The following is a 23,348-nucleotide window of genomic DNA, read 5'->3' as shown; positions in this document are numbered from 1 at the left end:
TATAGGCTTTTAAAATATAATTTCGCTCTCGCACTAAAATTTTACAGCGTTCTCCAGTCGCGCCAGAGATAAATTCACCCATGTTTCTCATTAAATCTAGCGTTTGCCCTTTCTTTAAAGCTTTTCGAGCTTTTTTAAACCATAATTGACTTTCATTATCTGTACTAAAAGCAGCATCAGCAAAATCTTTTAAATGTGATACAGCGTGATACAAATCTAATAATTGATAAGTTTCGGATGGACATTTTAGCTTTTTTAATAACGGGGGAATGTGTATCCATATCCACTCTGCACCATCGGCAATCAATAACACCTGTTTAGCTTGGCTTATCCCCAAATTTACTAAGTACATTTCTAAAATTTTCAGAAACTCTTTATAACCGGAATATGTGCCATCATTAGTAATAGGTATTGCTGATGTTCTAATTTTTTTACCTTGTTCATTTACGACATAAATTGTTAGTAACTTTGGCTCCATCCATTCACCGACAAAGCCATGACGGTTTGTTTTGCTACTGGGTCTACCTTTTTTATTAAACCTAATTTTAGTTCTTCCACCATCTACAGCGATGACAACTCGTTGGTCTTTGAGAACATTACTATCAGATAAGTTATCCATCTCCAGATGTAATATTTTCGATTGGCGAAGATTAATACCAATTTTACCAAAAAGGTAAGTCAGACGTTCGATTCGTTTTAAACTAACATTTATTCCCCAATCTATCAGAGTCGAATGTGCTGCATCAAAAGAACTTGCTATTGTACCATATTTGGCAATTGTTGACCAAACCAAAGGGGTAATACCTTCAGACATCCCTAGCCACTTTAAAAACGGACAAAATCCTTGATTTGAGGTTTTGATTTTTTGCTTATTGAGTGAAGAACTATCAGATTTTTTACTTTTCGGATTTCGTTCAAGTACATAAGGTAAGTTTAAAGTTACTTCGACATTTCCAATTGTTACTATTTGTCGCTTTTTATAACCATGTTTTTGTGTTTTTGTGCTTCTCCATCCTTGTGTTTGAGCAACAGAGTAGTCAAGAATCTTCGGTGATATCGAAAGATTATATAATAAAATAGCCATACATTGTCCAGCTAAAATGAGTGCCTGAACTCTAATTTCTTCTTCTCGCTCTTTGAGCTTTTTCCCATCCCATTCTGGGATATTCGCAAAATCTAAAAGTTTTGTAGCATTCGATTGAAAAGTTTTTATTGATGTATTTAAATCAAGACTTGCACATATATTTTTTGTCATAAAAGGCAGATATTCCCTATCTAAAAACACTATTTAAAGGGAATTTTACCTTTTTTTGTCGCCATTACAGAACAGGTAGGAAGTATTTATGTATTTATACGCAACATTAAGTGATAAATTTATTTTGCTACTGAGAAGAGGTTATTGGCGATCGCTACTTTTTGACCCAACTTCACAAAATCGCGTTGCTCCCGGTAAAGAATCAATTAACCGTTACGAGAATAGCTATTTTAGGGACTCAAAAACTAAATAAGTGGAAATCTAACGAGCTTGATTTGATTGCTTTGAGCTTGGGTAAACTACGCTCTGATTTGTGGAATGAGTTCGGGTCGTTGAAAGCCTGGGGCGTTTCTAAATTTGAGATTGACAAACAGCTACGCACCTTAAAAGACAAATACAAATTACCTGCTAAGTTATGGGAAGCAACTCTCTATGACGTAATTGATGATATTCATTTAGTTCAGGCTTCTTGTGTCGAAAAGGTAATGAAATCTTTGGGTCAATCGTTCCAATCGTTTCCGACTAAAAAAGGGGTTTTACAACTTACCTTAGAAAGTCGTGAATGGTTGGAACACCCAAAACTTTGCACCTTAGTTAGAAAGTTTTGGTATCGAGGTAACACGAAAGTTTGTAACCAAATTATCGTGAAAGCTTATGATACTAAAATGGATGATAAAGGTGTGGTGTGGTTGCGTTTTGGAGGTTTAACTCCATGTAAAACTCTAAAACTACCAACGACTTTACCAACAGAAATCAAGTGTCAGGTAAGGCTAATTAACCGTAATAGCAGATGGGAAATTCACTACACGACTGATATCCAAAAAGCTGAAAAAAAGACCGATGGTAAAATAATTGGATGTGATAGAGGTTACACCGAAGTTTACGCCACATCTTCTAACGATGGTGCTAGATTTTTGGGTAATGATTTTGGTAAAATCCAAACTCAAGAAACCGATTACAGAACAGCGAAACAAGTTAAACGTAATAAAATCAGGTCAGTTTTTAACAAGTCTACGAAGAAAGGAAACAGTGCCAAGGCTGATAGAATTAAACGGAATAACCTTGGTAAAATCAAGTGGAATAATCGGGAAACATCCTTTAAAGGTAGGATTCAAACAAATGTATATTCGCCAATGCACAGAGCGATCGCACCCCTAAATACTCAACTCTTGCCAAGATGCCCAGACTCATAGAGAATCAATATATACAAACTGATCCTCCCATTGTCCAAAGCTGCTAGAGGCAACTGCTACAAACTGCCATGTTCAAACTCATAGATGTCTTCTGGGCTTATATTCTCATCGCTATCTTAATCCTGGTGGGGCGATTAATCAGACAGCGCCTGGGAATATTGCGATCGCTCTACATACCCAGTTCAATTGTTGCTGGTATTATTGCCTTACTTCTGGGTAAAAGTGCTTTGGGTGCAATTGTCAAATTAATAAATCCCGAATCTCCCCTTGTTCAAGGCATATTTACCGAAAATGTCCAGGCGGTTTGGTCGCAGTCTCCTGGTATCTTTATTAACATTGTTTTTGCTACCCTGTTTCTGGGTCAATATGTGCCAACATTGCGTGAATTTTGGCGTAAAGCTGCCCCTCAAGTGGCATTAGGTCAGTCGATTGCCTGGGGTCAATACGTGGTAGGATTAATACTAGCAATCACCATATTAACACCAGTTTTTGGTTTACCCCCCATAGCGGCTTGTTTAATAGAAGTGGCCTTTGAAGGGGGACACGGCACATCAGCCGGGATGGCTGCAACTTTTACAGAATTGGGTTTTACCGCCGGGCCTGATTTATCTTTAGCTTTAGCCACAGTAGGGCTGGTTTCTGGGGTAGTTTCAGGGACAATTTTGATCCACTGGGGACGCAGAACCGGACGGATCAAAGTTAGCAGCGAACCGTTATATCGTGTAGAAGATACAGAGAATCAGCATCCAGAAGAAGAACCAAGTGTCACAATTGCCAGAAAAAATTTATTCCGTAACTTACTCATTGATCCATTATCACTCAACTTCGGTTTTGTCGGACTAGCGATCGCTTTCGGCTGGCTAATTTTAGAAGCCTTGCGCTTGCTTGAATCCATCACCTGGGGTAGAGGTGGAGTGGAACTAATTTCCTACGTGCCGTTATTTCCCATCGCCCTGATTGGGGGAATGATTGTGCAGTATATACTTATGCGTACCAGACGCACCTATTTAATTAGTCGTCCCCTGATGGAGAACATTGGCGGACTGGCGTTAGATATTACGATTGTCACAGCCCTAGCAAGTATTTCTCTTTCTGTACTGGGTGATAACCTTGCTCCCTTTCTGATTTTATCCGTTGCTGGGATTGCGTGGAACGTGTGTGCCTTTGTATTCTTAGGCCCCCATCTCCTACCTTTTTACTGGTTTGAGCGTGGTATTGGCGACATGGGACAATCGATGGGTGTAACTTCCACTGGATTATTGCTGTTGCGAATGGTAGATCCAGATAACCGTTCTGGTGCGTTTGAGAGTTTTGCTTATAAACAATTGCTGTTTGAACCTATTGTGGGTGGAGGCTTATTTACTGCTGCTGCACCACTGTTAATTTATAATTTTGGCCCCATACCAATTTTGCTATTAACATCATTTATCTTGGCATTTTGGCTGATATTTGGTTTCTATAACTGTAAGCAAATACGCAAGCAAAGTGCATAAGATTTTGCAATTGGGGATTTTCATGAAATAAACGTTCGCGTAGCGTGCGCGCAGCGCATAAGCTGAAAACAACTGATTTTGCACAACATATTTAAATACAACTCTTGTGGGATGGGCATCTTGCCCGTCCAAACTCTGCAAGTTGAATGCTCAACAGCTTACCACACCAGGCACAGAGAACACCGAGGAATAAGGAAGATAGTGCTTTATCTCAGGATTTGAAACCCACGCAGGTGGGTTTTGTTTGTGTAGCCGCGACTTCTAGTCGCCAAGGCCAGTTGAAACATCCTCAAGTTTACTGTAAGCAGAAAATCCACTTTCCTCGACCAACTTTTTCGCAGCTTCCAGTAGATACTCATAATAGGTACGAGCGACGATAGATAACTGTTTCCCAGGTGGATGCACCATATACCAAGTGCGCTTAATGGGAAAGTGTTCTACATCCAAAATGCTGAACTCAGAAGAGTCTGGCATTAAGGTATGGCGAGATAAAACAGAAATTCCTAAACCCCCGGCGATCGCTTGTTTAATCGCTTCGTTACTGCCCAATTCCAGCTTAACTTTTACCTTCACGCCATATTCATCAAAGAGTTGCTGCACAGCCCGGCGAGTTCCTGAACCCGGTTCCCGCATAATAAAAGGTTCATTTGTCAACCGTTCTATGGGAATATTTTTCTCTTTTGCTAACGGATGATTAACCGGTGCAAATACTACTAAGGGGTTATCTAAAAATGGCTCATAGTTGACATCTAGATTTTCTGGGACTTGACTCATAATGTACAAGTCATCCATGTTATTGTTCATCCGTTCCAAGATGCCTTCATGGTTCGTTACTTGTAAGGAAATTTCAATTCCTGGATAAAGTTGACAAAATGGCCCTAATAAACGGGGGACAAAATACTTAGCCGTTGTAATCACAGCCAAGCGTAATTGTCCTTGTTTGAGACCTTTTAAATCCGCCACAGTCATCTCAAACTGGGCTATGGTTTCAAAAATCTGCCGACAAGTAGCAAATAATTCCCGTCCGGCTTCTGTCAAGAATAGACGTTTTCCCACCTGCTCAAATAATGGCAACCCTACCGATTTTGTGAGTTGTTTAATTTGCATAGAGACGGTGGGTTGAGTCAGAAATAATTCCTCAGCCGCACGAGTAAAGCTACTGTGCCGTGCCGCCGCCTCGAACACCTTCAACTGGTGTAGCGTCGCCTGCTTCAAGGGTGATTCTCCTCTAATAGCGATTTATATCTATAAATTTAGTATCACTGAACACTTGCCAATGATACCGAATCACTCATACGAAGTTCATAATTTTACTATAGATAAAACTCTATTAACGTTATTAAAAGAAACTTGTTTTACTTATGCTAATCACAAGTTATTTTGAACCTCGCATGACTAGAAGTCACGAGTGTGCGGCTTGCAGAAATCAAAACAACAAGCAAAGCGTAAGATGCCTTCCAACCGAAGATGAATGTTGAATGCCCAAAGTTGAATGATAATTGCTGACAATTCATCATTTAGCCTTCGTAATTCATCATTCATCATTCCATATTTCTTCTGCCACTTCTTCGGTAAATTTGGAAGGTATTTGGGATAAATCAGGCAACTGTAGCACTTCTATTTCGGCCATCTGCTCCTCAACATTGACAGGCATATTCAATGGTTCGCGGTGTTCAATCCAGCAACTTGCTAAAGGCAAGGTGTTTTCCATTTCATCCAGTGGTCTAGGAATCACCATAACTGCGTTCAATTCGCCAATGCGTTCTGCCTCAAACATTCCCGCTTCCACTGCTACGGCGACATTAGCCACAGTGCCACGAATGATGGCTGTACACAAACCCGCACCAATTTTTTCATAAGCTGCTAAATGAACATCAGCCGATTTAAGCATGGCATCACAAGCGCCTACCATCGCCGGGAATCCCCGCGTTTCGACTAAACCAATGGCTAAGTTACTTAAACTGCTTTGATTACCTTCCTCCATCAATTTGCTCAGACGGCTAGTGATGGGCAGCACTATCTCTAGGTTAGGATAAGGACGAGGAATTACCAAACTAGAAACCAATTGACCAAACTGTTCAGCAGTTTGAACCCCAGCTTCCACAGCCAGACGGACATCAGCAATTCCACCTCTAACAATAGCTGTACACTGCCCACTACCAATTTTTTCATACCCCACTAGGTGAACACCAGCCGATTTCAGCATCATATCTGCTGTCCCCACTATGGCGGGAAAGCTGCTGGTAGAGACTAAACCTAAAGCAGTATTTTTCAGACTATCTCGACGGCGGGATTTCTGAATTGTGCTAAGAGAGTGTTGATTAGATGTTTCCATGTGAATTTTCCAAGTTACTCACGAAACCGACAACTAACAATTAACACTTACTCAGACTGATCGTCAGAAATCGAGTCATTTAAGGTTTGCCTATGGGGAAATAATGTCACTAATAATCTATTTATACTTACTTGTCCATAAATTTGGTTCCCGAAACTATTCGGCGATTCAGTGGGAGGCTGACTAGATTTTGATTTCTGCGGAATTGAGTTACTAGCTTTGGCTTTTTGTTCTACAGGTGCTGGTTCTACAGGTGCTGGTTCTACAGGTGCTGGTTCTACAGGTGCTGGCTGGCTTGACGATGTAGGCGAAGACCCAGAAGAGGAAGTAGACTGGTGTTTGAATTTCCAGTAAGCCTTTGCGGAGATGGTAGTTGAGGATATGACTGTCTCCTCATCTGTCTCTAAACTATTTTCTGCTTCTGGCTGTTGTTCAGTACTGGTATGATCACCATTATTAGTGGATGATTCCAGTTGTTCTGTGTCCTCAATTTGCCGACTCGTGTCTCCCAAAATTGATCCAGGTGGAATGACTTTTCCCGGCTCAATAGAACAGTTAAAAACTGTTGTTGCTGAACCAACACAAGCATTTGCGCCAATTTTGCCTTTGCCAACCATCAAAAAACCGGCTCCCAAGTTTGCTCCTGCTTCTACCTCTAGGGTTCCTTCGCTAACTTGGAGAATTGACCCCATACCAATACAGACCCCTGGTCCGATGATCATCTTGCTGTTGACAGCTGCTTGAAGTATCACTCCAGGTGCAAGTACTGCGCTAGGATGAATAGTCACCTCGCCACTCGTGTAAGAGTCAAAGTTGTTGCTGAGGTGCAGTGGCGGCACAGACATGGAAATTTTAACCTCGGAAGCCGGAAAAATATGAGTGTTGAGGGGGGACTGGGAAAAGGCGGAGGGGCAGGGAGCAGGGTGCGAGAAGGTTGAAGGGCAACGGTTGTTAAGCAACCGGGAGTGTAAACTAATTTCCAACTCACCCCTGCTCCGGTGCTCCGGTGCTCCCCTGCTTCTTTTTCCTACTCTCTACTCCCCTCTATTTAAGGACGTTGGATAATCGTCTCTAAGATTCGGCGTTTGGCTTTGGTGTCGATACCAATCAAGCGCACATATTCTTCGGGATATTCAGCGAGGTATCCTTCCAAGGCGGCGATCGCTTCTCTGTCGGATCTGGTGTCAATTTGGCCACAGCTAGCCCAAGAACCTGTACGGAACCGTCTTTTATCTACGTGTTCAGCACTAACTTTATATCCACCAGCCAATATTTGCCTGATTTGGTCTACGGCTTCAGAACTCAATTTAGTACTGGTAGCGGTAGCGGTAGCTGTGGCTGTACCACCACTATAACTTGGTTTGCTAAAAGATTTTTTGGTGTCAGATGGAGCAACAGCACCGTTTGGTCTTTGGATAATGCTTTCTAAAACCCGCCGTTTAGCTTTGGCATCAATGCCGATTAAGCGCACATATTCGCCTTGATGCAATTCAATACATTCTTCTAAGGCGGCAATCACTTCATTTGTCGAAGTGGATTCAATGGGTTTGCAGCTAGTCCAGGAACCAGTCCGGAAACGCCGTTCATCTACGTGTTCTGTCCCAATTTTGTAACCGCTAGACAGCAAGCTACGAACTTGGTCTATGGTTTCGCTACTCAGTGCGCCACTGCTGGCAACGTGACCATTGCCATTACTACTGTAACGACCATTTCCATTACCATTACTAGCAGCTGTATAGGGGCTAGATTTAATCGCACTAACTATACCATCAGGGCGTTGAATAATGGTTTCTAACACGCGCCGTCTACCATTATCAATGCCAAACAGCCGGACATATTCGCCGCTATGATCTCTCAGACAGCTTTCTAAAGCGGCGATCGCTTCACCCATTGATCCTGGTTGAATGGGCTGGCAACTTTGCCAACAACCAGTACGGAAACGTCTTTCATCTACGTGTTCTGTACCAATTTTAAACCCTTGGTTTAAAAGATAACTGACCTGTTCTATGATTTCTGCACCCAAGCTATTGCTCGACACTTCACTACTCCTTTCTAGCTCTAAAACAGTAATACCAGTATTTGTATAAGATTTAGCAATCTCATCCCGAATGGGTGCAATACATTTACTATCCGCAGCACACCGATAACCAGTTCTTAATGACTGATTTATTCCCACCACATGATGAGCGAACTGCTGATCCGCGACTTCAGCATCCGGCAAACGGTCAGCTTGGTGCTGACTAGTAATGATCGCTCCCGAAGGTACATACTTACCTGGAGGAATTTCTACATCTTGAATTAAAGCGTGCATCATGATGACGCACCCAGCACCCACTCTGGCGTTAAATACGGTGGAACGAAACCCAATAAAGGCATCATCTCCTACATACGCCGGACCATGAATCAGTGCCATGTGGGTAATAGAAACATTTTTCCCCACCCATACCGAGTATTTATTTTGGTCATCACCAATTACTCGGCCTTGCTCCAATCCATGAATTACGACACCATCTTGAATATTAGTATTTTCACCAATAGAAAAAGGTGTACCTTCATCCGCTCTAATCGAGGTCCCCGGAGCAACGATTACATTTGCGCCTATCCGGACATCTCCAATGATGTTGGCAACCGGATGTACAAATGTGCTTTCATGGATTTTTGGCTCGGCTAAATTCCTCGACCACGGGGTTGGGGGTGCCGCCGTGCTGCGGACTACCATTGCGAGATTCCTCCTGAATTAAGCTTTTTGTCAGTTATCAGTTATCAGTTATCAGTTATCAGTCTCTTTGCTGCTCACTGTTTACTGTTCACTGATTATCGATACTGCTCTTTTTTGCTGTACATAAGGCGATTTTCCAAGTGAATGGTATCAATAATCGCCACTACTGCTGCATCTAATGGACGCTGTTCGTTACCAAGGATTTGACGAGCGGCACTACCACGAGTGACTAGCACCCACTCATCTACTCCAGCACCTACGGTATCTGCTGCTACCTCGTAGCTTGGCAGGAGATTTCCTTCTTCATCTACTAATTGCAACAAAAGTAGTTTGACACCTCGAAGACTTGGATCTTTTTGTGTGCCGACTACTGTGCCACGAACTTTGGCAATTTGCATTACAGATTACGGTCTTCTACCAAAAGGACGAATCGCGTTTACATTTTCCCGGAATTGTTCTACATCTTCGGTATAACGAATTGGTAGGACGTATTCCAAGTTTTCGTGGGGACGAGCAATGATGTGGGTAGACAAAACTTCTCCACCGTGAACTCGTTTAACTGATTCTACTCCCGCACCCACGGAAGCTTGGACTTCGGAAACGTCACCACGAACGATGACTGTCACTCGACCGCTACCGATTTTTTCATAGCCCACCAAAGTAACGCGAGCGGCTTTTACCATCGCATCAGCAGCTTCCACTACTGCCGGAAAGCCCAGCGTTTCTACCATTCCTACTGCGATTGACATTAGTTGTAATCCTGAATTAAAGTTTTTAACCCTTGAAAAAAGTGGCGCTCTAGAAAGCAACCCCTTTAATTACTTTGTTTGTTTAATCAGCTTTTAAGTGCGGAACTGTTCTACAGCTTCCGTATACCGGATCGGCAATACGTATTCTAGGTTTTCGTGGGGACGGGCAATGATGTGAGTTGATAATACTTCACCACCATTAACTCTTCTGGCTGCTTCAACGCCGGCAGAAACTGAAGCTTGCACTTCAGATACATCTCCCCGCACAATCACCGTTACCCTAGCGCTACCAATTTTTTCATATCCCACTAACGTAACACGGGCGGCTTTCACCATCGCATCAGCAGCTTCTACTACTGCTGGAAAGCCTTTAGTCTCAATCATTCCAACTGCAATTGGCATCGCAGAACTCCTAAAAATTTTAATCCGATCAGTACTGTGTTGTGAAATGTTTAACGGGAATGGCCCATCTTAAGCCATAAAAACACTTCTAAACTAAGCATAGGAAAGCTTGGTCTTCCTGGCAATATAAATTAGTATAATTGTTTATGATAAAATAGTTTTAAAAAACTTAACAAAAATTTATACCTCCTTCTGCTTCATCGAAGTTACAGGATTTGGAGAGGAACCGCTTATGCTTTATAATTTTTTTATTACATTGACAAAACGACATTCATAGCTGTGGCAATCAACTCCGGCAATGGGCTATTGATGGCTGTAAATTATGCTATCTCTAAGTTTGCCGGATTTGAGAGCATAACCTAACGACTAAGTAAAAATTATATAACTTTTTTAAATGTATCGTATAAACTTATTTGCTAAAAGTAGAAATAGAAATTTATAATCACACAGGATGTAGTAGGAGTAAATGCTTTTAAGTATGTTAAATTATATTTAATTATACATAAATAAGGTAAGCTGAATAAAAAATACTTATTCAAGTTTTAGAGAAGAAATAGTTTAAAAAACCCAAAATTTATGTTGAGGTAACTATTTTTTGAATAAATAATTGTTTGAAGGATATTTCAAAAAAATCAAGGCTGAGTCGTCAAGGAAAATCTCAATGAATCAGTTTCTATTTTCAACAAGTTGGTGGGTGCCATTTTACAGCTTAATTGGCGCACTTGTAACTTTGCCGTGGGGAATGGGAATCATTAAGCTCACAGGGCCTAGACCTGCGGCATATTTCAACTTGTTAACGACTCTTGCGGGTTTTGCACATAGCCTGTTGGTATTTAAGCACATTTGGGATAGAGAACCAGAAATTTTGGTAATTAATTGGTTCCAAGCTGCGGATTTTAACATATCATTCGCTTTGGAACTTTCACCAGTCAGTATTGGGGCAACAGTTTTAATTACAGGATTAAGTTTGTTAGCACAAGTCTATGCCCTGGGTTACATGGAAAAAGACTGGTCCCTGGCACGTTTCTTTGCCCTAGTTGGCTTTTTTGAAATGGCGCTGTCTGGTTTAGCGATCAGTGATTCCTTGTTTTTGAGTTATGCTCTTTTGGAAGTCCTCACCCTTTCTACTTACTTATTAGTGGGATTCTGGTATGCTCAACCGCTAGTGGTGACGGCGGCGCGAGATGCCTTTTTAACTAAGCGGGTGGGGGATTTGCTGCTATTAATGGGCGTAGTGACGCTTTCTACCATAGCAGGTAGTTTGAATTTTTCTGACTTATATGAATGGGCGCAAACGGCTGATTTAAGTCCCTTGACATCGAATTTGCTGGGTTTGGCATTGATTGCTGGGCCTGCGGGTAAATGCGCTCAATTTCCTCTACACCTGTGGTTAGATGAAGCGATGGAAGGGCCTAACCCGGCTTCAGTAATGCGGAATTCCCTGGTCGTAGGTGGTGGTGCTTATATATTGTATAAACTTCAGCCAATATTAGCTTTATCCCCAGTTGCTTTAGATACCTTAGTTGTGCTAGGAACCTTGACGGCAGTTGGTGCAACATTAGTCGCATTGGCGCAAACTGATATCAAACGCGCGCTCTCTCATTCCACGAGTGCATATATGGGCTTAGTATTTTTAGCCGTGGGGTTAGAACAAGGTGGTGTCGCCTTAATGTTGCTGCTAAGTCATGCGATCGCTAAAGCCCTATTATTCATGAGTTCCGGTTCAGTAATTTACACCACTAGCACCCAAGATTTAACAGAAATGGGTGGATTGTGGTCACGAATGCCAGCCACCACCACAGCCTTTATTGTCGGTTCTGCGGGCATGGTAACACTGCTACCATTGGGCAGCTTCTGGTCTATGCTGGCATGGGCTGATGGCTTAGTTCATGCTAGCCCTTGGGTAATTGCTGTCTTAGTATTAGTCAACGGCTTGACAGCCTTGAACTTAACGCGAGTATTCAGATTAATATTTTGGGGCGAACCGCAACAGAAAACCCGCCGCGCCCCGGAAGTGGGCTGGCAGATGGCATTGCCAATGGTGTCACTCACTGTAGTCACTTTACTCTTACCCTTGATGCTACAGCAATGGTATCTGTTACCCAATTGGGAAAGTCTTGATTGGTACATCTTGTTACTGCTGCTTTCGTCTACTTTGATCGGGGTAGGTATAGGGTCTACAATGTATCTCCATAAAGCATGGTCACGCTCCAGAATCCTGGTATGGAGATTTATGCAGGACTTATTGGGTTATGATTTTTACATTGATAGAATTTATAAGCTGACGATAGTCAATGCAGTTGCCCTGCTATCGAAATTTTCTGCTTGGAGCGATCGCTATTTGGTTGATGGTTTTGTAAACTTAGTAGGATTTGCCACAATTCTGGGCGGACAAGGTTTAAAATACAGTATTTCTGGTCAATCTCAGGGGTATATGTTGACTATTCTCGTAGTAATCAGCGTTTTGGGTTTTTTCATTAGCTGGTCATTAGGTCTACTAGATAAATTGCCCTTTTAAGAGTGCTGAGTTATTTTCTCCCTCGTCTTTCCGTCTCCTTTTACCTAGTTCTTGTATATGCTGAGTGCATTAATTTTACTGCCCTTATTTGGTGCAGCTTTAATCGGTTTTTGGCCTGCACAAATGAGTGGGAAACTTTCTCGCAGAGTGGCTTTGCTCTTCGCCATTCTCATTTTCTTGTGGACAGGTTTACTAGCAATAAAATTCAATCCTGCGGAAGCCAATCAACAGTTTGCAGAGTTTATCCCCTGGATAGATTCTTTGGGCTTGAATTATAATTTAGGCATAGATGGTTTATCTTTGCCGTTGCTGGTTTTAAATGGACTGTTAACTTGTATTGCCATTTACAGCAGCGATGAATCGCTTCAACGTCCAAGATTTTATTACTCCTTAATCCTCCTATTATGTGCTGGGGTTACAGGAGCATTTTTGGCACAAGATTTATTATTATTTTTCCTGTTTTATGAACTGGAACTAATACCTTTATATCTGTTAATTGCCATTTGGGGCGGTACAAGACGTAGCTATGCAGCCACAAAATTTATGATTTATACGGCTGTTTCTGGCATCTTAATTTTGGCGAGTTTCCTGGGAATGGTGTGGCTGAGTGGTTCTTCTAGCTTTGCACTAGAAACTTTAGATACCTCAACTTTGTCTTTGACAACTCAGCTGTTACTACTAGGAGGAATTTTAGTTGGTTTTGGCATTAAGATTCCCTTGGTTCCCTTTCACACATGGCTACCAGATGCCCACGTTGAAGCTTCTACACCCATTTCTGTACTCTTGGCGGGAGTGTTATTGAAGTTGGGAACCTATGGCTTACTGCGCTTTGGGATGAACTTGTTACCAGAAGCTTGGACTTATTTAGCGCCTTGGTTAGCAACTTGGGCTGTCATCAGTGTACTATTTGGCTCATCCTGTGCGATCGCGCAAACAGATATGAAAAAAATGGTAGCCTACAGTTCAATTGGACATATGGGCTACGTACTCCTAGCGGCGGCGGCGGCTACACCTTTAAGCACCTTGGGCGCTGTCATGCAAATGATTAGCCACGGTTTGATTTCTGCACTGCTGTTTTTGCTAGTAGGGGTTGTTTACAAAAAAGCTGGTAGTCGTGATTTAGATGTAATTAAAGGACTACTGAACCCAGAACGAGGTTTACCCGTAATTGGTAGTTTAATGGTTTTAGGAGTCATGGCCAGCGCTGGTGTACCAGGAATGGTCGGCTTTATTTCCGAATTTATCGTTTTTCGGGGTAGTTATCCAGTTTTTCCCGTGCAAACCCTGATATCTATGATTGGTACAGGATTAACGGCGGTTTACTTCTTAATTCTCATGGATCGTGCCTTTTTTGGGCGATTATCGGCACAAGTCACCAACTTACCGCGCGTATTTTGGAGCGATCGCATACCTGCCGTAATTTTAGCAGTCCTAATTGTTATTTTCGGCATCCAGCCCGCTTGGTTAGCGCGATGGACTGAACCTACCATCACAGCAATGCTTAATCCCCAAAATGTAGTAGCTACCGTGTCTTTAGATAAAGCAAAAAGCAAAACTTAATATGGGGAATAGGGACTGGAGACTGGGGGAGAGTGTACCTAATACCTAATACCTAATACCTAATACCTCATCCCTCGTACCTGTAATTTTTGGAGAACTGGTAATGGTAACTAAAAGCAAAAAACCTGCTAATCATCCTTTAGCAGAATATATCGAACGCCTCCAAAAAGGAGGTGCATTACTTCCCGATAGTCCAGATAATGTCCTGGAAGTAGTCGGCATACTCAAAAGCTATGGCGTAGTTTTAGATGCTTATTCAAACAATCTTATTTATATTGCTGAACATCAATTTTTAGTATTTTTCCCGTTTTTTAAATACTTTAATGGCGAGATTTCTTTCTCTAAATTAATGCGTCATTGGTGGCATGACAGAATTAATTTTGAATATGCCGAATATTGTATGAAAGCCATGATGTGGCATGGTGGTGGTGGGCTAGATCAATATTTAGATACACCAGAATTTCAAGAAAGAGCGCAAGCAGTTATTCAAGCAAAATTTAAAAATAATCCCATCATCATGGGATTGAACCAACTATTTCCTGACTTTTTAACGGAAATGCTGCGCGTATCGGCTTATTACACTGGTTTAGGTCAATTTTGGCGGGTGATGGCTGATATGTTCCTCAGTTTATCAGACCGCTACGACCGAGGCGAAATTCAAACTATACCTCAAGTTGTAGACCACATTAAACAAGCATTGGTAGCAGATGCTTTAAAGCCTATTACCTACGCTGTCAAAATTAAAGATCAAGTCTATGACATCATTCCCAAATCTGCGGGTTTAACTTTTTTAGCAGATACAGCCATCCCTTATGTCGAAGCGGTATTCTTTCGGGGAACTCCTTTTCATGGCACAGTTTCTTACAATGCCCAAGCATATCAAATCCCCCTAGACCAATCTCGATTTCAATATGGCGCACTATATGCCGATCCTTTGCCTATAGGTGGTGCTGGTATTCCTCCCACTTTGCTGATGCAGGATATGCGTCATTATCTTCCTGATTATTTACATGAAATTTATCGTCGCAGTCTTCGGGGTGAAGATGATTTACGCGTGCAAATTTGTATCAGCTTCCAAAAATCCATGTTTTGTGTAACTACAGCTACGATTTTAGGACTGATGCCTTATCCTCTGGATACTCAAGATGTATCTGAACAAACTGCTAATCAACTCTATTTACAAAAATGGATGACTCGGCTGGAAACTTCGCGGTTAGAGGATGTGAATCAGAATTGATGGAGTTAACGTTCGCGTAGCGTGCGCGCAGCGCATACCACACCAGGCACAGAGAACACTGAGAAATGAGGAAGAGAGCGGTTTTTTTTTATTTGTCGGTCTCTGATTCGGTTTTGATGTTGTAGCTGTATAAAATCAGGTTAGTTAGAAAATATTCCCAAAATCACAAATTTGGTAGATTGGAACAGCCAAAAAATTGGCTACACTCACTTAGATGATGGCTAAATTATGGCGGGACTTGGTATGACTTTCTGATAGCCATCAACCTGGAGTCAGAAATATTTCGGTTGTTTCTGGGTTGGGAGAACGACAAGAACAAGGGATAATTCTTTGACAATTCGCGTATCTTTGCCTAGAGGAATATCTGGCAAAAATCAATCTCTCATCTAGTGCGATCGCTAACGATATTTGCTACGGTGGCACGATAAGATTCTAAAACAATAGTTTTACTATAAGGTCTAAATGGCAGAAACACTATTTTTTAACGCTCTGCGGGAAGCCATTGATGAAGAAATGGCGCGTGATGCAACTGTATTCGTTCTGGGTGAAGATGTAGGACACTATGGCGGTTCCTACAAAGTTACTAAAGACTTATACAAAAAGTATGGCGAACTCCGAGTTCTTGATACCCCCATTGCCGAAAACAGTTTTACTGGAATGGCTGTGGGTGCAGCCATGACTGGGTTACGACCGATAATTGAAGGCATGAATATGGGCTTTTTGCTCTTAGCCTTTAACCAAATATCCAATAACGCGGGAATGCTACGCTACACTTCCGGCGGTAACTTTAAAATTCCGATGGTGATTCGTGGCCCTGGCGGTGTGGGTAGACAGCTAGGTGCAGAACATTCTCAACGTTTAGAAGCATATTTTCAAGCGGTTCCTGGGTTAAAAATTGTTACCTGTTCTACACCCTACAACGCTAAAGGATTACTCAAATCGGCGATTCGTGATGATAACCCGGTGTTGTTCTTTGAACACGTTTTGCTTTACAACTTAAAAGAAGATTTACCAGAAGAAGAATATTTCCTACCTTTGGATAAAGCAGAAGTTGTGCGTCAGGGCAAAGATGTCACAATTCTCACTTACTCACGGATGCGCCATCATGTATTGCAAGCCGTGAAAACTTTAGAAAAACAAGGTTTTGACCCAGAAGTTATTGATTTAATATCACTCAAGCCTTTAGATTTTGATACCATCGGGGCATCCATACGCAAAACCCATCGAGTGATTATTGTGGAAGAGTGTATGAGAACTGGCGGTATTGGTGCAGAATTAACCGCTTCTATTAATGACCGCTTATTTGATGAATTGGATGCGCCAGTGCTGCGACTTTCTTCTCAAGATATCCCCACACCTTACAACGGTAATTTGGAACGGTTAACAATTGTTCAACCAGAACAAATAGTGGAAGCTGTGGAAAAAATGGTAGCTATGCGAGTTTAAGAATTGGGGGGAGTGGGGCGTGGTCCGTGGTCCGTGGTCCGTGGTCCGTGGTCCGTGGGGAAGAGGAAAGGTTGTTAAAACCGTCCGTGTAAAGTAATTTCCAACTCTCCCTGCCCCCCTGCCCCCTGCCCCCCTGCTCCTTCATTCATAACTCGTGAAAATAACGCTATTATAGCCTTTGTCAGTTGCGAGTTATGGTATGCAAAGACAGCGATCGCTATTAGCTTTAATTTTTGTGTTGCTCATTGCCGCTATTGCGGTGATAGTAACAATTCCAGTCTCCTTGGGGTTAGACTTACGGGGAGGTTCACAGTTAACCATTCAGGTGAAACCAGCACCAGGAATGAGAGAAATTACTGAACGAGATTTAGAAGGCGTTCAGAAAGTTTTGGAAGGTCGAGTTAATGGCCTGGGGGTTTCTGAGCCAGTAATTCAAACTGTGGGTGCAGATAAAATCCTGGTACAGTTACCAGGGGTGAATGATCCAGAGCAAGCAGAACGTGTGCTAGGTGGCACTGCACAGCTAGAATTTAAACAACAAAAGCCGGGTACAGAAACTCAACTTTTTGCTTTTCAAGCATCACGAGCCGAGTTGAGAGCCAAGCAAGAAGAATTACGCAGCAGCGATGATGAAGCTTTAATTATTAAAAATCAAGAAGAATTACAACAAAATAATCAAGCGATCGCCGAATTGTTTGAAAGTACAGATCCACCACTGGATGGTAAATATCTCCAGGATGCCTACGGTGAACCGACTCAAAATAGTAGTAACTGGAACGTTGCTATTCGCTTTGATCAAAAAGGTGGTGAATTGTTTGCCAATCTCACCAAAAACCTCGCAGGGACTGGGCGGAGCATTGGTGTATTTTTAGATAATGAACTAATCAGCGCTCCTGTAGTAGGGATAGAATTTGCCGCCACAGGAATTACTGGCGGTGCCGCCGTGATTACAGGTAGATTTACCCTACAAGAAGCCAACGACTTGGGTGTGCAGTTACGTGGCGGTGCGTTACCCTTACCAGTGGAAATTGTCGAAAGACGGACAGTGGGCGCTACTTTGGGTAGAGACAGTATTCAAAGCAGCATTTATGCTGGTGTTGGCGGTCTGATTTTAGTATTAATATTTATGGTGGTGTACTATCGCCTACCAGGATTGATTGCGGATGTGTCTTTAGTCATTTACTCTCTCCTGACTTGGGCGAGTTTTGCCTTATTAGGGGTGACATTAACTCTGCCCGGAATCGCTGGTTTTATCCTCAGTATTGGCATGGCAGTTGATGCTAATGTGCTAATCTTTGAGCGCACGCGGGAAGAATTGCGCGCCGGAAAATCTCTGTATCGTTCTGTAGAATCTGGTTTTTTCCGGGCATTTTCAAGTATTTTAGACAGTAACGTCACTACATGGATTGCTTGTGCCGCTCTGTTTTGGTTTGGTTCTGGATTAGTTCGAGGCTTTGCCCTCACCTTAGCTTTAGGTGTCGCAGTGAGTATGTTTACAGCAATTACTTCTAGCCGCTCACTGATGTTTTTAGCAGTGACCAATGCTGCTGTCAAAAATAAGCGCGAACTTTTCTGTCCGAACCTGCCAGCATTAAATAAGGCAGAGGTGGCTAAATGAAACTGAGTATTAACAAATCGCGATCGCTATGGTGGACTATTTCTAGTGCCATTATTCTCATTAGTATCATCTCAATGGTGATTTCGTGGCAAAACCCCCAAATTGGCGCACCCCTACGCCCCGGTTTGGATTTCATTGGTGGTACGCGATTACAGTTTGAACGTGATTGTACAGAACTAGGTAACTGCGACCAACCAATAGACATAAACACAGTCCGGGAAGTAGCGCAAGCGCAAGGTTTAGGCGATAGCAGCATCCAAATAGTTGGTGAGAATGGCATCTCAATTCGCAGTAAGGACTTAGATGTTGATCAGCGCACCAATTTACAAACTGCTTTAACCGAAAAAATTGGCACTTTTGACCCGCAAAAAAACCAAATTGATACTGTTGGCCCTACCCTGGGAGCAGAATTATTTAGGTCTGGGATTATCGCCCTGATTGTTTCCTTTGCGGGCATTATTATTTACTTAACCTTCCGCTTCCAGTTAGACTATGCCTTATTTGCCATTGTGGCGCTGTTCCACGATGTCTTGGTGACTTTAGGCGTTTTCTCAATTTTCGGGTTAGTGCTAGGCACAGAAGTGGATAGTCTGTTCATTGTTTCCCTGCTGACAATTATCGGTTTCTCCGTCAATGATACAGTGGTGATTTATGATCGCATTCGGGAAACTATTAAAGTCAATCCTGAGCGCCCAATTGCTGACATTGTGGATGATGCTGTCAACCAAACATTAGGAAGGTCGATCAACACCAGCCTGACCACGATGCTGCCATTGTTTGCTATCTATTTCCTTGGTGGCGAAACTCTCAAAAACTTTGCTTTAGCTCTAATTATTGGCTTTACTGCGGGCGCTTATTCCAGTCTTTTTATCGCCAGTACCCTCCTAGCTTGGTGGCGAGAACGCACCGGAAAATCTCCAGTCTTAGTAAGTACTGAGGCAGTTGATACATCTGCTAGTTCCCAGGATGGTTAAAATGAGGTTAAAGAAATGCTTGCTGGTAGAAAATCTTTGGTTATATAAACCAAAACTGTCCTGAATGCGTCATTCCCATACCCCAAGGGTTTCATTGATTTGGAATTGGTTATGGATCAACCAGAAGAACCATCAGTAAATGGCAAAAATGCCCATAGCATTGATACAAATTTTACCCAACAAGTACAAAGGCTACATCAGCTGACTGTATGCGGTAGGTGGTTTTTTGTTGGCTGTTTATGGCTGACTATTGCACCTTTCTCATTGTGGAATTTACGGGGAGAATTTGCTCTTTTACAACAATATTTTACCTGGGCAGCAGTAAGATATGGACTGTTAGATCATCCACTGTCTACCCTCGGTTTAGCCGTTTGTATTGGTACTACCGTTTCTACTTTAGTTTGGCAAAGCCGAAATATTCTGCTGGGACTACCGCAGAGGGAACAACAACGTTTAGAAAAACAAGTTTTGAGAATCAGACAGCAAGGCCAAACTCATCCTCTGTGGAAGTGGATTTATGATTAAATCATGACAATTAAACTTGAAGATAGTGGCAGACAGATAGACGTATTCAAAAATTGCTAGCACAATATGACAGAAATGAACCTGCCAAATTGGGGTGTAAAACATGAACTATCCTCAAATTCAATTTAGCGAACATCGCCAGTGTGAAATAGACCTTGACAAACTCCAAGAACTATTCAATCTTGCAGCTTTTTGGGCAAAAGGACGTAGTATTGAGGAATTAGGTATAGCGATCGCTAATAGTGATCCAGTAATTAGCATTTGCGATGGAGACCGACTAATTGGTTTTGCCAGAGCCACTTCTGATGGTATCTATCGCGCTACGATCTGGGATGTCGTGATTCACCCAGAGTATCGCGGTACAGGTTTGGGGCGCAAGTTAGTCGAAACCGTTTTAACTCATCCCCGCGTCAGTCGGGTTGAGCGGGTATACTTGATGACTACTCATCAGCAGGAGTTTTATGAAAAAATTGGTTTCCAGTCCAATGTCAGCACAACAATGGTACTAAATAACCAATCTCACATTGAAAACCTTCCTGTTACTGAAGTCCAACTTCAGGAATCACTGGGGGGATAGAAACTTGTAATCGAGTCAACTCCTCAGTTGTTTCCTCAATGATTGGAGATGGCAAAATTTCCAGCTTTCCTCCCATCACTTCTAGTAAAGTGTGGTTGACTAATAGATTCATTCCTGGCGAAAAAGTCGTTTGATCTTCATTTACCTGAGAACTGTGAACCATTGATTTGATCAGATCAATGGACTCACTGGCAGTTAAAGTATGGGTAGGCACATCTAGCCAAATGTAAAGAGTATCATTTGTAGGTGAGAAGTTACTGGAAAGACAGATACTGCCGAACTGCATTTGAGCAATGGCAGTGTCTACTAAATTTACCAATATTTGGCGTAACCATCGGTAATCTGCCAAAACATAAATTTCTGGATCGGGAAGCACAACACGCAAAGGAAAATTGCGATTTGCTGCCAACATATAAGTTAAATTATTAACTTCCTGCAAAACTGTAGCCAGGGAGTGGGGTTGAATATCTAATTTATTAGTACCGTGTTCTGTTCTGGCGATTTTCAGAATTTCATCAATCAGGTGTAGTAATTTCAGCGCTCTCTCGTGAGCTTGAGTAATAAATTCTCGCTCTTCTTCGGGATTTTCACACAAATCTTCCAAAATTAACTGATGTAAGCCGATTAAACCATTCAGAGGCGATCGCAATTCATGGGTAGTCCGCGCCAAAAATCCCGCTTTAAACAGGCTCATTTCTTGCGCCATTTGGTACGCTAGCTGCGTTTGCTTGATCTGTTGCTGGAGTTCTAAAACTTGCGGTTGCTCTCCCAATTTGACTGGGGATAAGCTAGAGGAATTTTGTAATGACCGAGTAAATAATCCCCGAACACCCAACCCTAGTATTAGTCCTACCCCTAAGTATATAAAGTTGCTCCAATTCATAATTTGGCAATTATTAACTGATTAATTGACCACAATGGCGCAAAGTAAATTTACCGATTTACTCGTGAATTAGTTTGATTCATGAGGAAAATCTCTAATCTGATCCGGTGATTTATAGCCACCGCCAAGGAGGTTAAGACATAAACGGATAATAAAACTTAGACACAACAAGGGTTTTAACCCATTCCCCACTCCCTACTCCCTACTCCCCAGCTATATCTAAAAACTTAATTTAACTGTACCTTGGCGCAAGATTTCCCAGTTTCTTCCCGTCCATTTACTCACAGTGGAAGGTACACCAATTCCTGAAAATTCGCCGTTAAATTGTGTCGGTTCCAGAGTCAGAACTTCAGGAAACTGCTCGGCAATTTCTGCTAACTTGAGTAAGGGCTGTTGACCGGAAAAATTGGCGCTAGTGGTGGCAAGAGCGCCTGTTTGTGCCAAAATAGTTTGAGCGATCGCACTCTGAGGAACTCGAATCCCAATTGTACTAGGATCAGTGGGATTCATCTGTTTTGGAACTTTCTGGCTAGCTGGTAAGACCAATGTCAACGCTCCCGGCCAATGTCTATTTGCGACATCTTGCCAAATTTTCAACTCATTTTCACTACCCTGAACATAAGGCCATAAATCCTCTGCACTAGCCCCCATCAAAATTAGCGGTTTATCTTGGCTGCGCTGTTTAGCCGCAAAAATTAATCCGGCTTTTTCTGGTAGAGCTGCGAGTGCGGGGACGGTATCTGTAGGAAAACTGACTAATAAGCCAGCACGTGCGCCGGCGATCAAATCAACTAAAGAAACGTGAGTCATTTGTAATACCATTTCTGTGTAAAGCTGCGCTGAATTCCTTTCTTTCTTTCTTTCTTTCTTGCTTCGTGTTCTTCGTGTTCTTTGTGGTTCGTTCCTCCTATAATTCAGCGCATCCTCATAAAGAATTGGTATAAAGTTATTTTATAGAAGCGATCGCAAAGCGTTCAATCCCCGCTAAATCGGCGTGAATTTGAATATTACAGTAGCTACCTTGTTTTGCTAAAAGTGTCCGCACAGTATCCGCTTGTCCCGCCATCATTTCAATCAGCCACACACCACCAGGGCGCAAATAGCCAGGAGAGATTTCTATTAACTGGCGAATACAATCCAAGCCATCACTACCACCATCCAGCGCTAGATGTGGTTCATGCTTGACTACTTCTGGTTGCAGGGTAGCCACGGTACTGGTGGGAATATAAGGTGGGTTAGACACCATCCCACTAAACTCACCTTTTAGGGCTGCTAGCGGCTCCCACCAGGAACCTTGGTAAAATTTGATTTGGTTGTCAAAACCTAAATTACGAGCATTGTCACGGGCAATTTTTAAAGCTTCTGGGCTGTAATCAACGGCGTGAATTGTCGCTTTTGGGAAAGCATCTGCTAAACCCAAGGCGATCGCACCGCTACCAGTACCCAAATCAGCCCAGTGTCCGGAATTGAGGAATGGGGCTGCACCACTCTTAGTCGCAGCCGCCACAGCTAAATCAATTAAATACTCAGTTTCCGGTCTGGGAATCAACACCGCATTTGACACGGCGATTTTAAACTGTCGCCAAGGCGTAACTCCAGTAATATACTGCACCGGCAAGCGTTCATTTAATCGTCTTTGCCACAACTGTTCTAAATCCTCTAAAGGTAACGCCATTTGAATTTCAGGACTTTCTTTAAAAGATTCTAAACGCAGTGCCAAACGGTCTAACCCAGCTACTTCCAGAAGTAACCAATCTACCTCAGCAGGTGAAATGTCACAGGAAATGGCTTGGGCGATCGCACTATTACGCCACCGCCAAAGCTGTACACCGGAAACTACCTTTAGCTGTTTATCTGTCATTCC

Annotated in this window: 23 protein-coding genes; 11 read left to right on the top strand and 12 right to left on the bottom strand. The window is 42.4% G+C overall.

The features are described 5' to 3' along the window. Nucleotides 1–1,255: hypothetical protein (locus NSP_RS17810; RefSeq protein ID WP_017804294.1), on the bottom strand; the 1,255-nt coding region annotated here is incomplete at its 3' end. Between the two features lie 88 nt (nt 1,256–1,343). Between NSP_RS17810 and NSP_RS27035 the strand changes: the two genes are divergently transcribed. From NSP_RS27035 to NSP_RS17800, 3 genes are all read left to right on the top strand, one after another. Continuing rightward, complete coding sequence (locus NSP_RS27035) at nt 1,344–1,508, top strand: hypothetical protein (RefSeq protein ID WP_231859494.1); 165 nt, start codon at nt 1,344–1,346, stop codon at nt 1,506–1,508. A gap of 37 nt (nt 1,509–1,545) precedes the next feature. Next, the gene (locus NSP_RS17805) at nt 1,546–2,448 is read left to right on the top strand and encodes a hypothetical protein (protein ID WP_231859493.1); all 903 of its coding nucleotides are present in this window, start codon (nt 1,546–1,548) and stop codon (nt 2,446–2,448) included. A 68-nt stretch (nt 2,449–2,516) separates the two neighbouring features. Then, nucleotides 2,517–3,941 carry a sodium/glutamate symporter gene (locus tag NSP_RS17800; protein ID WP_006194892.1) on the top strand — a complete coding sequence of 475 codons (1,425 nt, stop codon included), beginning with the start codon at nt 2,517–2,519 and terminating at the stop codon, nt 3,939–3,941. Between the two features lie 261 nt (nt 3,942–4,202). Here NSP_RS17800 and NSP_RS17795 read toward each other — a convergent pair whose 3' ends face one another. From NSP_RS17795 to NSP_RS17765, 8 genes are all read right to left on the bottom strand, one after another. Beyond that, a complete protein-coding gene (locus tag NSP_RS17795) occupies nt 4,203–5,156 on the bottom strand; it encodes a LysR family transcriptional regulator (RefSeq protein WP_042201734.1) in 954 nt (317 codons plus the stop codon). Between the two features lie 180 nt (nt 5,157–5,336). Continuing rightward, entirely contained in the window at nt 5,337–5,486 is a 150-nt protein-coding gene (locus tag NSP_RS26065) for a hypothetical protein (protein ID WP_157133639.1), read from the bottom strand. After that, nucleotides 5,476–6,276 carry a beta-carboxysome assembly protein CcmO gene (locus NSP_RS17790; RefSeq protein WP_006194890.1) on the bottom strand — a complete coding sequence of 267 codons (801 nt, stop codon included), beginning with the start codon at nt 6,274–6,276 and terminating at the stop codon, nt 5,476–5,478. Before NSP_RS17790 ends, NSP_RS26065 begins: the two co-directional genes overlap by 11 nt. A gap of 47 nt (nt 6,277–6,323) precedes the next feature. Beyond that, on the bottom strand, nt 6,324–7,121 hold the full coding sequence (locus NSP_RS17785) for a beta-carboxysome scaffolding protein CcmN (RefSeq protein ID WP_006194889.1): 798 nt from the start codon (nt 7,119–7,121) through the stop codon (nt 6,324–6,326). A gap of 203 nt (nt 7,122–7,324) precedes the next feature. Next, the gene (locus NSP_RS17780; protein WP_006194888.1) at nt 7,325–8,995 is read right to left on the bottom strand and encodes a beta-carboxysome scaffolding protein CcmM; all 1,671 of its coding nucleotides are present in this window, start codon (nt 8,993–8,995) and stop codon (nt 7,325–7,327) included. Between the two features lie 95 nt (nt 8,996–9,090). Continuing rightward, on the bottom strand, nt 9,091–9,393 hold the full coding sequence (locus NSP_RS17775) for a beta-carboxysome shell vertex protein CcmL (protein ID WP_006194887.1): 303 nt from the start codon (nt 9,391–9,393) through the stop codon (nt 9,091–9,093). A 6-nt stretch (nt 9,394–9,399) separates the two neighbouring features. Continuing rightward, nucleotides 9,400–9,744 (bottom strand): carbon dioxide-concentrating mechanism protein CcmK, encoded by a 345-nt coding sequence (locus NSP_RS17770; protein ID WP_006194886.1) that lies wholly within the window; start codon nt 9,742–9,744, stop codon nt 9,400–9,402. 93 nt (nt 9,745–9,837) lie between these two features. Then, on the bottom strand, nt 9,838–10,146 hold the full coding sequence (locus NSP_RS17765; RefSeq protein ID WP_006194885.1) for a carbon dioxide-concentrating mechanism protein CcmK: 309 nt from the start codon (nt 10,144–10,146) through the stop codon (nt 9,838–9,840). A gap of 661 nt (nt 10,147–10,807) precedes the next feature. On the opposite strand from NSP_RS17765, the gene NSP_RS17760 reads away from it, so the two are divergent. The 8 genes from NSP_RS17760 to NSP_RS17725 all read left to right on the top strand — a co-directional run bounded on the left by NSP_RS17760 (nt 10,808) and on the right by NSP_RS17725 (nt 20,601). Next, a complete protein-coding gene (locus tag NSP_RS17760; protein ID WP_006194884.1) occupies nt 10,808–12,664 on the top strand; it encodes an NAD(P)H-quinone oxidoreductase subunit F in 1,857 nt (618 codons plus the stop codon). A gap of 57 nt (nt 12,665–12,721) precedes the next feature. Further along, complete coding sequence (locus NSP_RS17755) at nt 12,722–14,224, top strand: NADH-quinone oxidoreductase subunit M (protein ID WP_006194883.1); 1,503 nt, start codon at nt 12,722–12,724, stop codon at nt 14,222–14,224. 103 nt (nt 14,225–14,327) lie between these two features. Beyond that, nucleotides 14,328–15,461 (top strand): CO2 hydration protein, encoded by a 1,134-nt coding sequence (locus tag NSP_RS17750; RefSeq protein WP_006194882.1) that lies wholly within the window; start codon nt 14,328–14,330, stop codon nt 15,459–15,461. 462 nt (nt 15,462–15,923) lie between these two features. Next, complete coding sequence (locus NSP_RS17745; RefSeq protein ID WP_006194881.1) at nt 15,924–16,907, top strand: alpha-ketoacid dehydrogenase subunit beta; 984 nt, start codon at nt 15,924–15,926, stop codon at nt 16,905–16,907. Between the two features lie 199 nt (nt 16,908–17,106). After that, complete coding sequence (secD, locus tag NSP_RS17740; RefSeq protein ID WP_006194880.1) at nt 17,107–18,525, top strand: protein translocase subunit SecD; 1,419 nt, start codon at nt 17,107–17,109, stop codon at nt 18,523–18,525. Next, nucleotides 18,522–19,499 carry a protein translocase subunit SecF gene (gene secF / locus NSP_RS17735; protein WP_006194879.1) on the top strand — a complete coding sequence of 326 codons (978 nt, stop codon included), beginning with the start codon at nt 18,522–18,524 and terminating at the stop codon, nt 19,497–19,499. The genes secD and secF overlap by 4 nt, the downstream gene beginning before the upstream one ends. Nucleotides 19,500–19,610: 111 nt before the next feature. Beyond that, nucleotides 19,611–20,024, top strand: a complete 414-nt coding sequence (locus tag NSP_RS17730; protein ID WP_006194878.1) for a hypothetical protein — start codon at nt 19,611–19,613, stop codon at nt 20,022–20,024. A gap of 103 nt (nt 20,025–20,127) precedes the next feature. Continuing rightward, on the top strand, nt 20,128–20,601 hold the full coding sequence (locus NSP_RS17725; RefSeq protein ID WP_006194877.1) for a GNAT family N-acetyltransferase: 474 nt from the start codon (nt 20,128–20,130) through the stop codon (nt 20,599–20,601). Here NSP_RS17725 and NSP_RS17720 read toward each other — a convergent pair. From NSP_RS17720 to prmC, 3 genes are all read right to left on the bottom strand, one after another. Next, nucleotides 20,564–21,484, bottom strand: coding sequence for a sensor histidine kinase (locus NSP_RS17720; RefSeq protein ID WP_006194876.1), 921 nt, complete (start codon nt 21,482–21,484; stop codon nt 20,564–20,566). The two genes, NSP_RS17725 and NSP_RS17720, sit on opposite strands and share 38 nt — an antisense overlap. A 219-nt stretch (nt 21,485–21,703) precedes the next feature. Further along, the gene (locus NSP_RS17715) at nt 21,704–22,294 is read right to left on the bottom strand and encodes an L-threonylcarbamoyladenylate synthase (protein WP_173403302.1); all 591 of its coding nucleotides are present in this window, start codon (nt 22,292–22,294) and stop codon (nt 21,704–21,706) included. Between the two features lie 136 nt (nt 22,295–22,430). Then, nucleotides 22,431–23,345: a peptide chain release factor N(5)-glutamine methyltransferase gene (gene prmC, locus NSP_RS17710; RefSeq protein WP_006194874.1), complete on the bottom strand. Its 915-nt coding sequence runs from the start codon at nt 23,343–23,345 to the stop codon at nt 22,431–22,433. Between the last annotated feature and the right edge of the window lie 3 nt (nt 23,346–23,348).

Source organism: Nodularia spumigena CCY9414, from assembly GCF_000340565.2.
In the GTDB taxonomy this organism is placed as follows: Bacteria; Cyanobacteriota; Cyanobacteriia; order Cyanobacteriales; family Nostocaceae; genus Nodularia; species Nodularia spumigena.
This window is presented reverse-complemented; position numbering and strand designations above follow the sequence as displayed.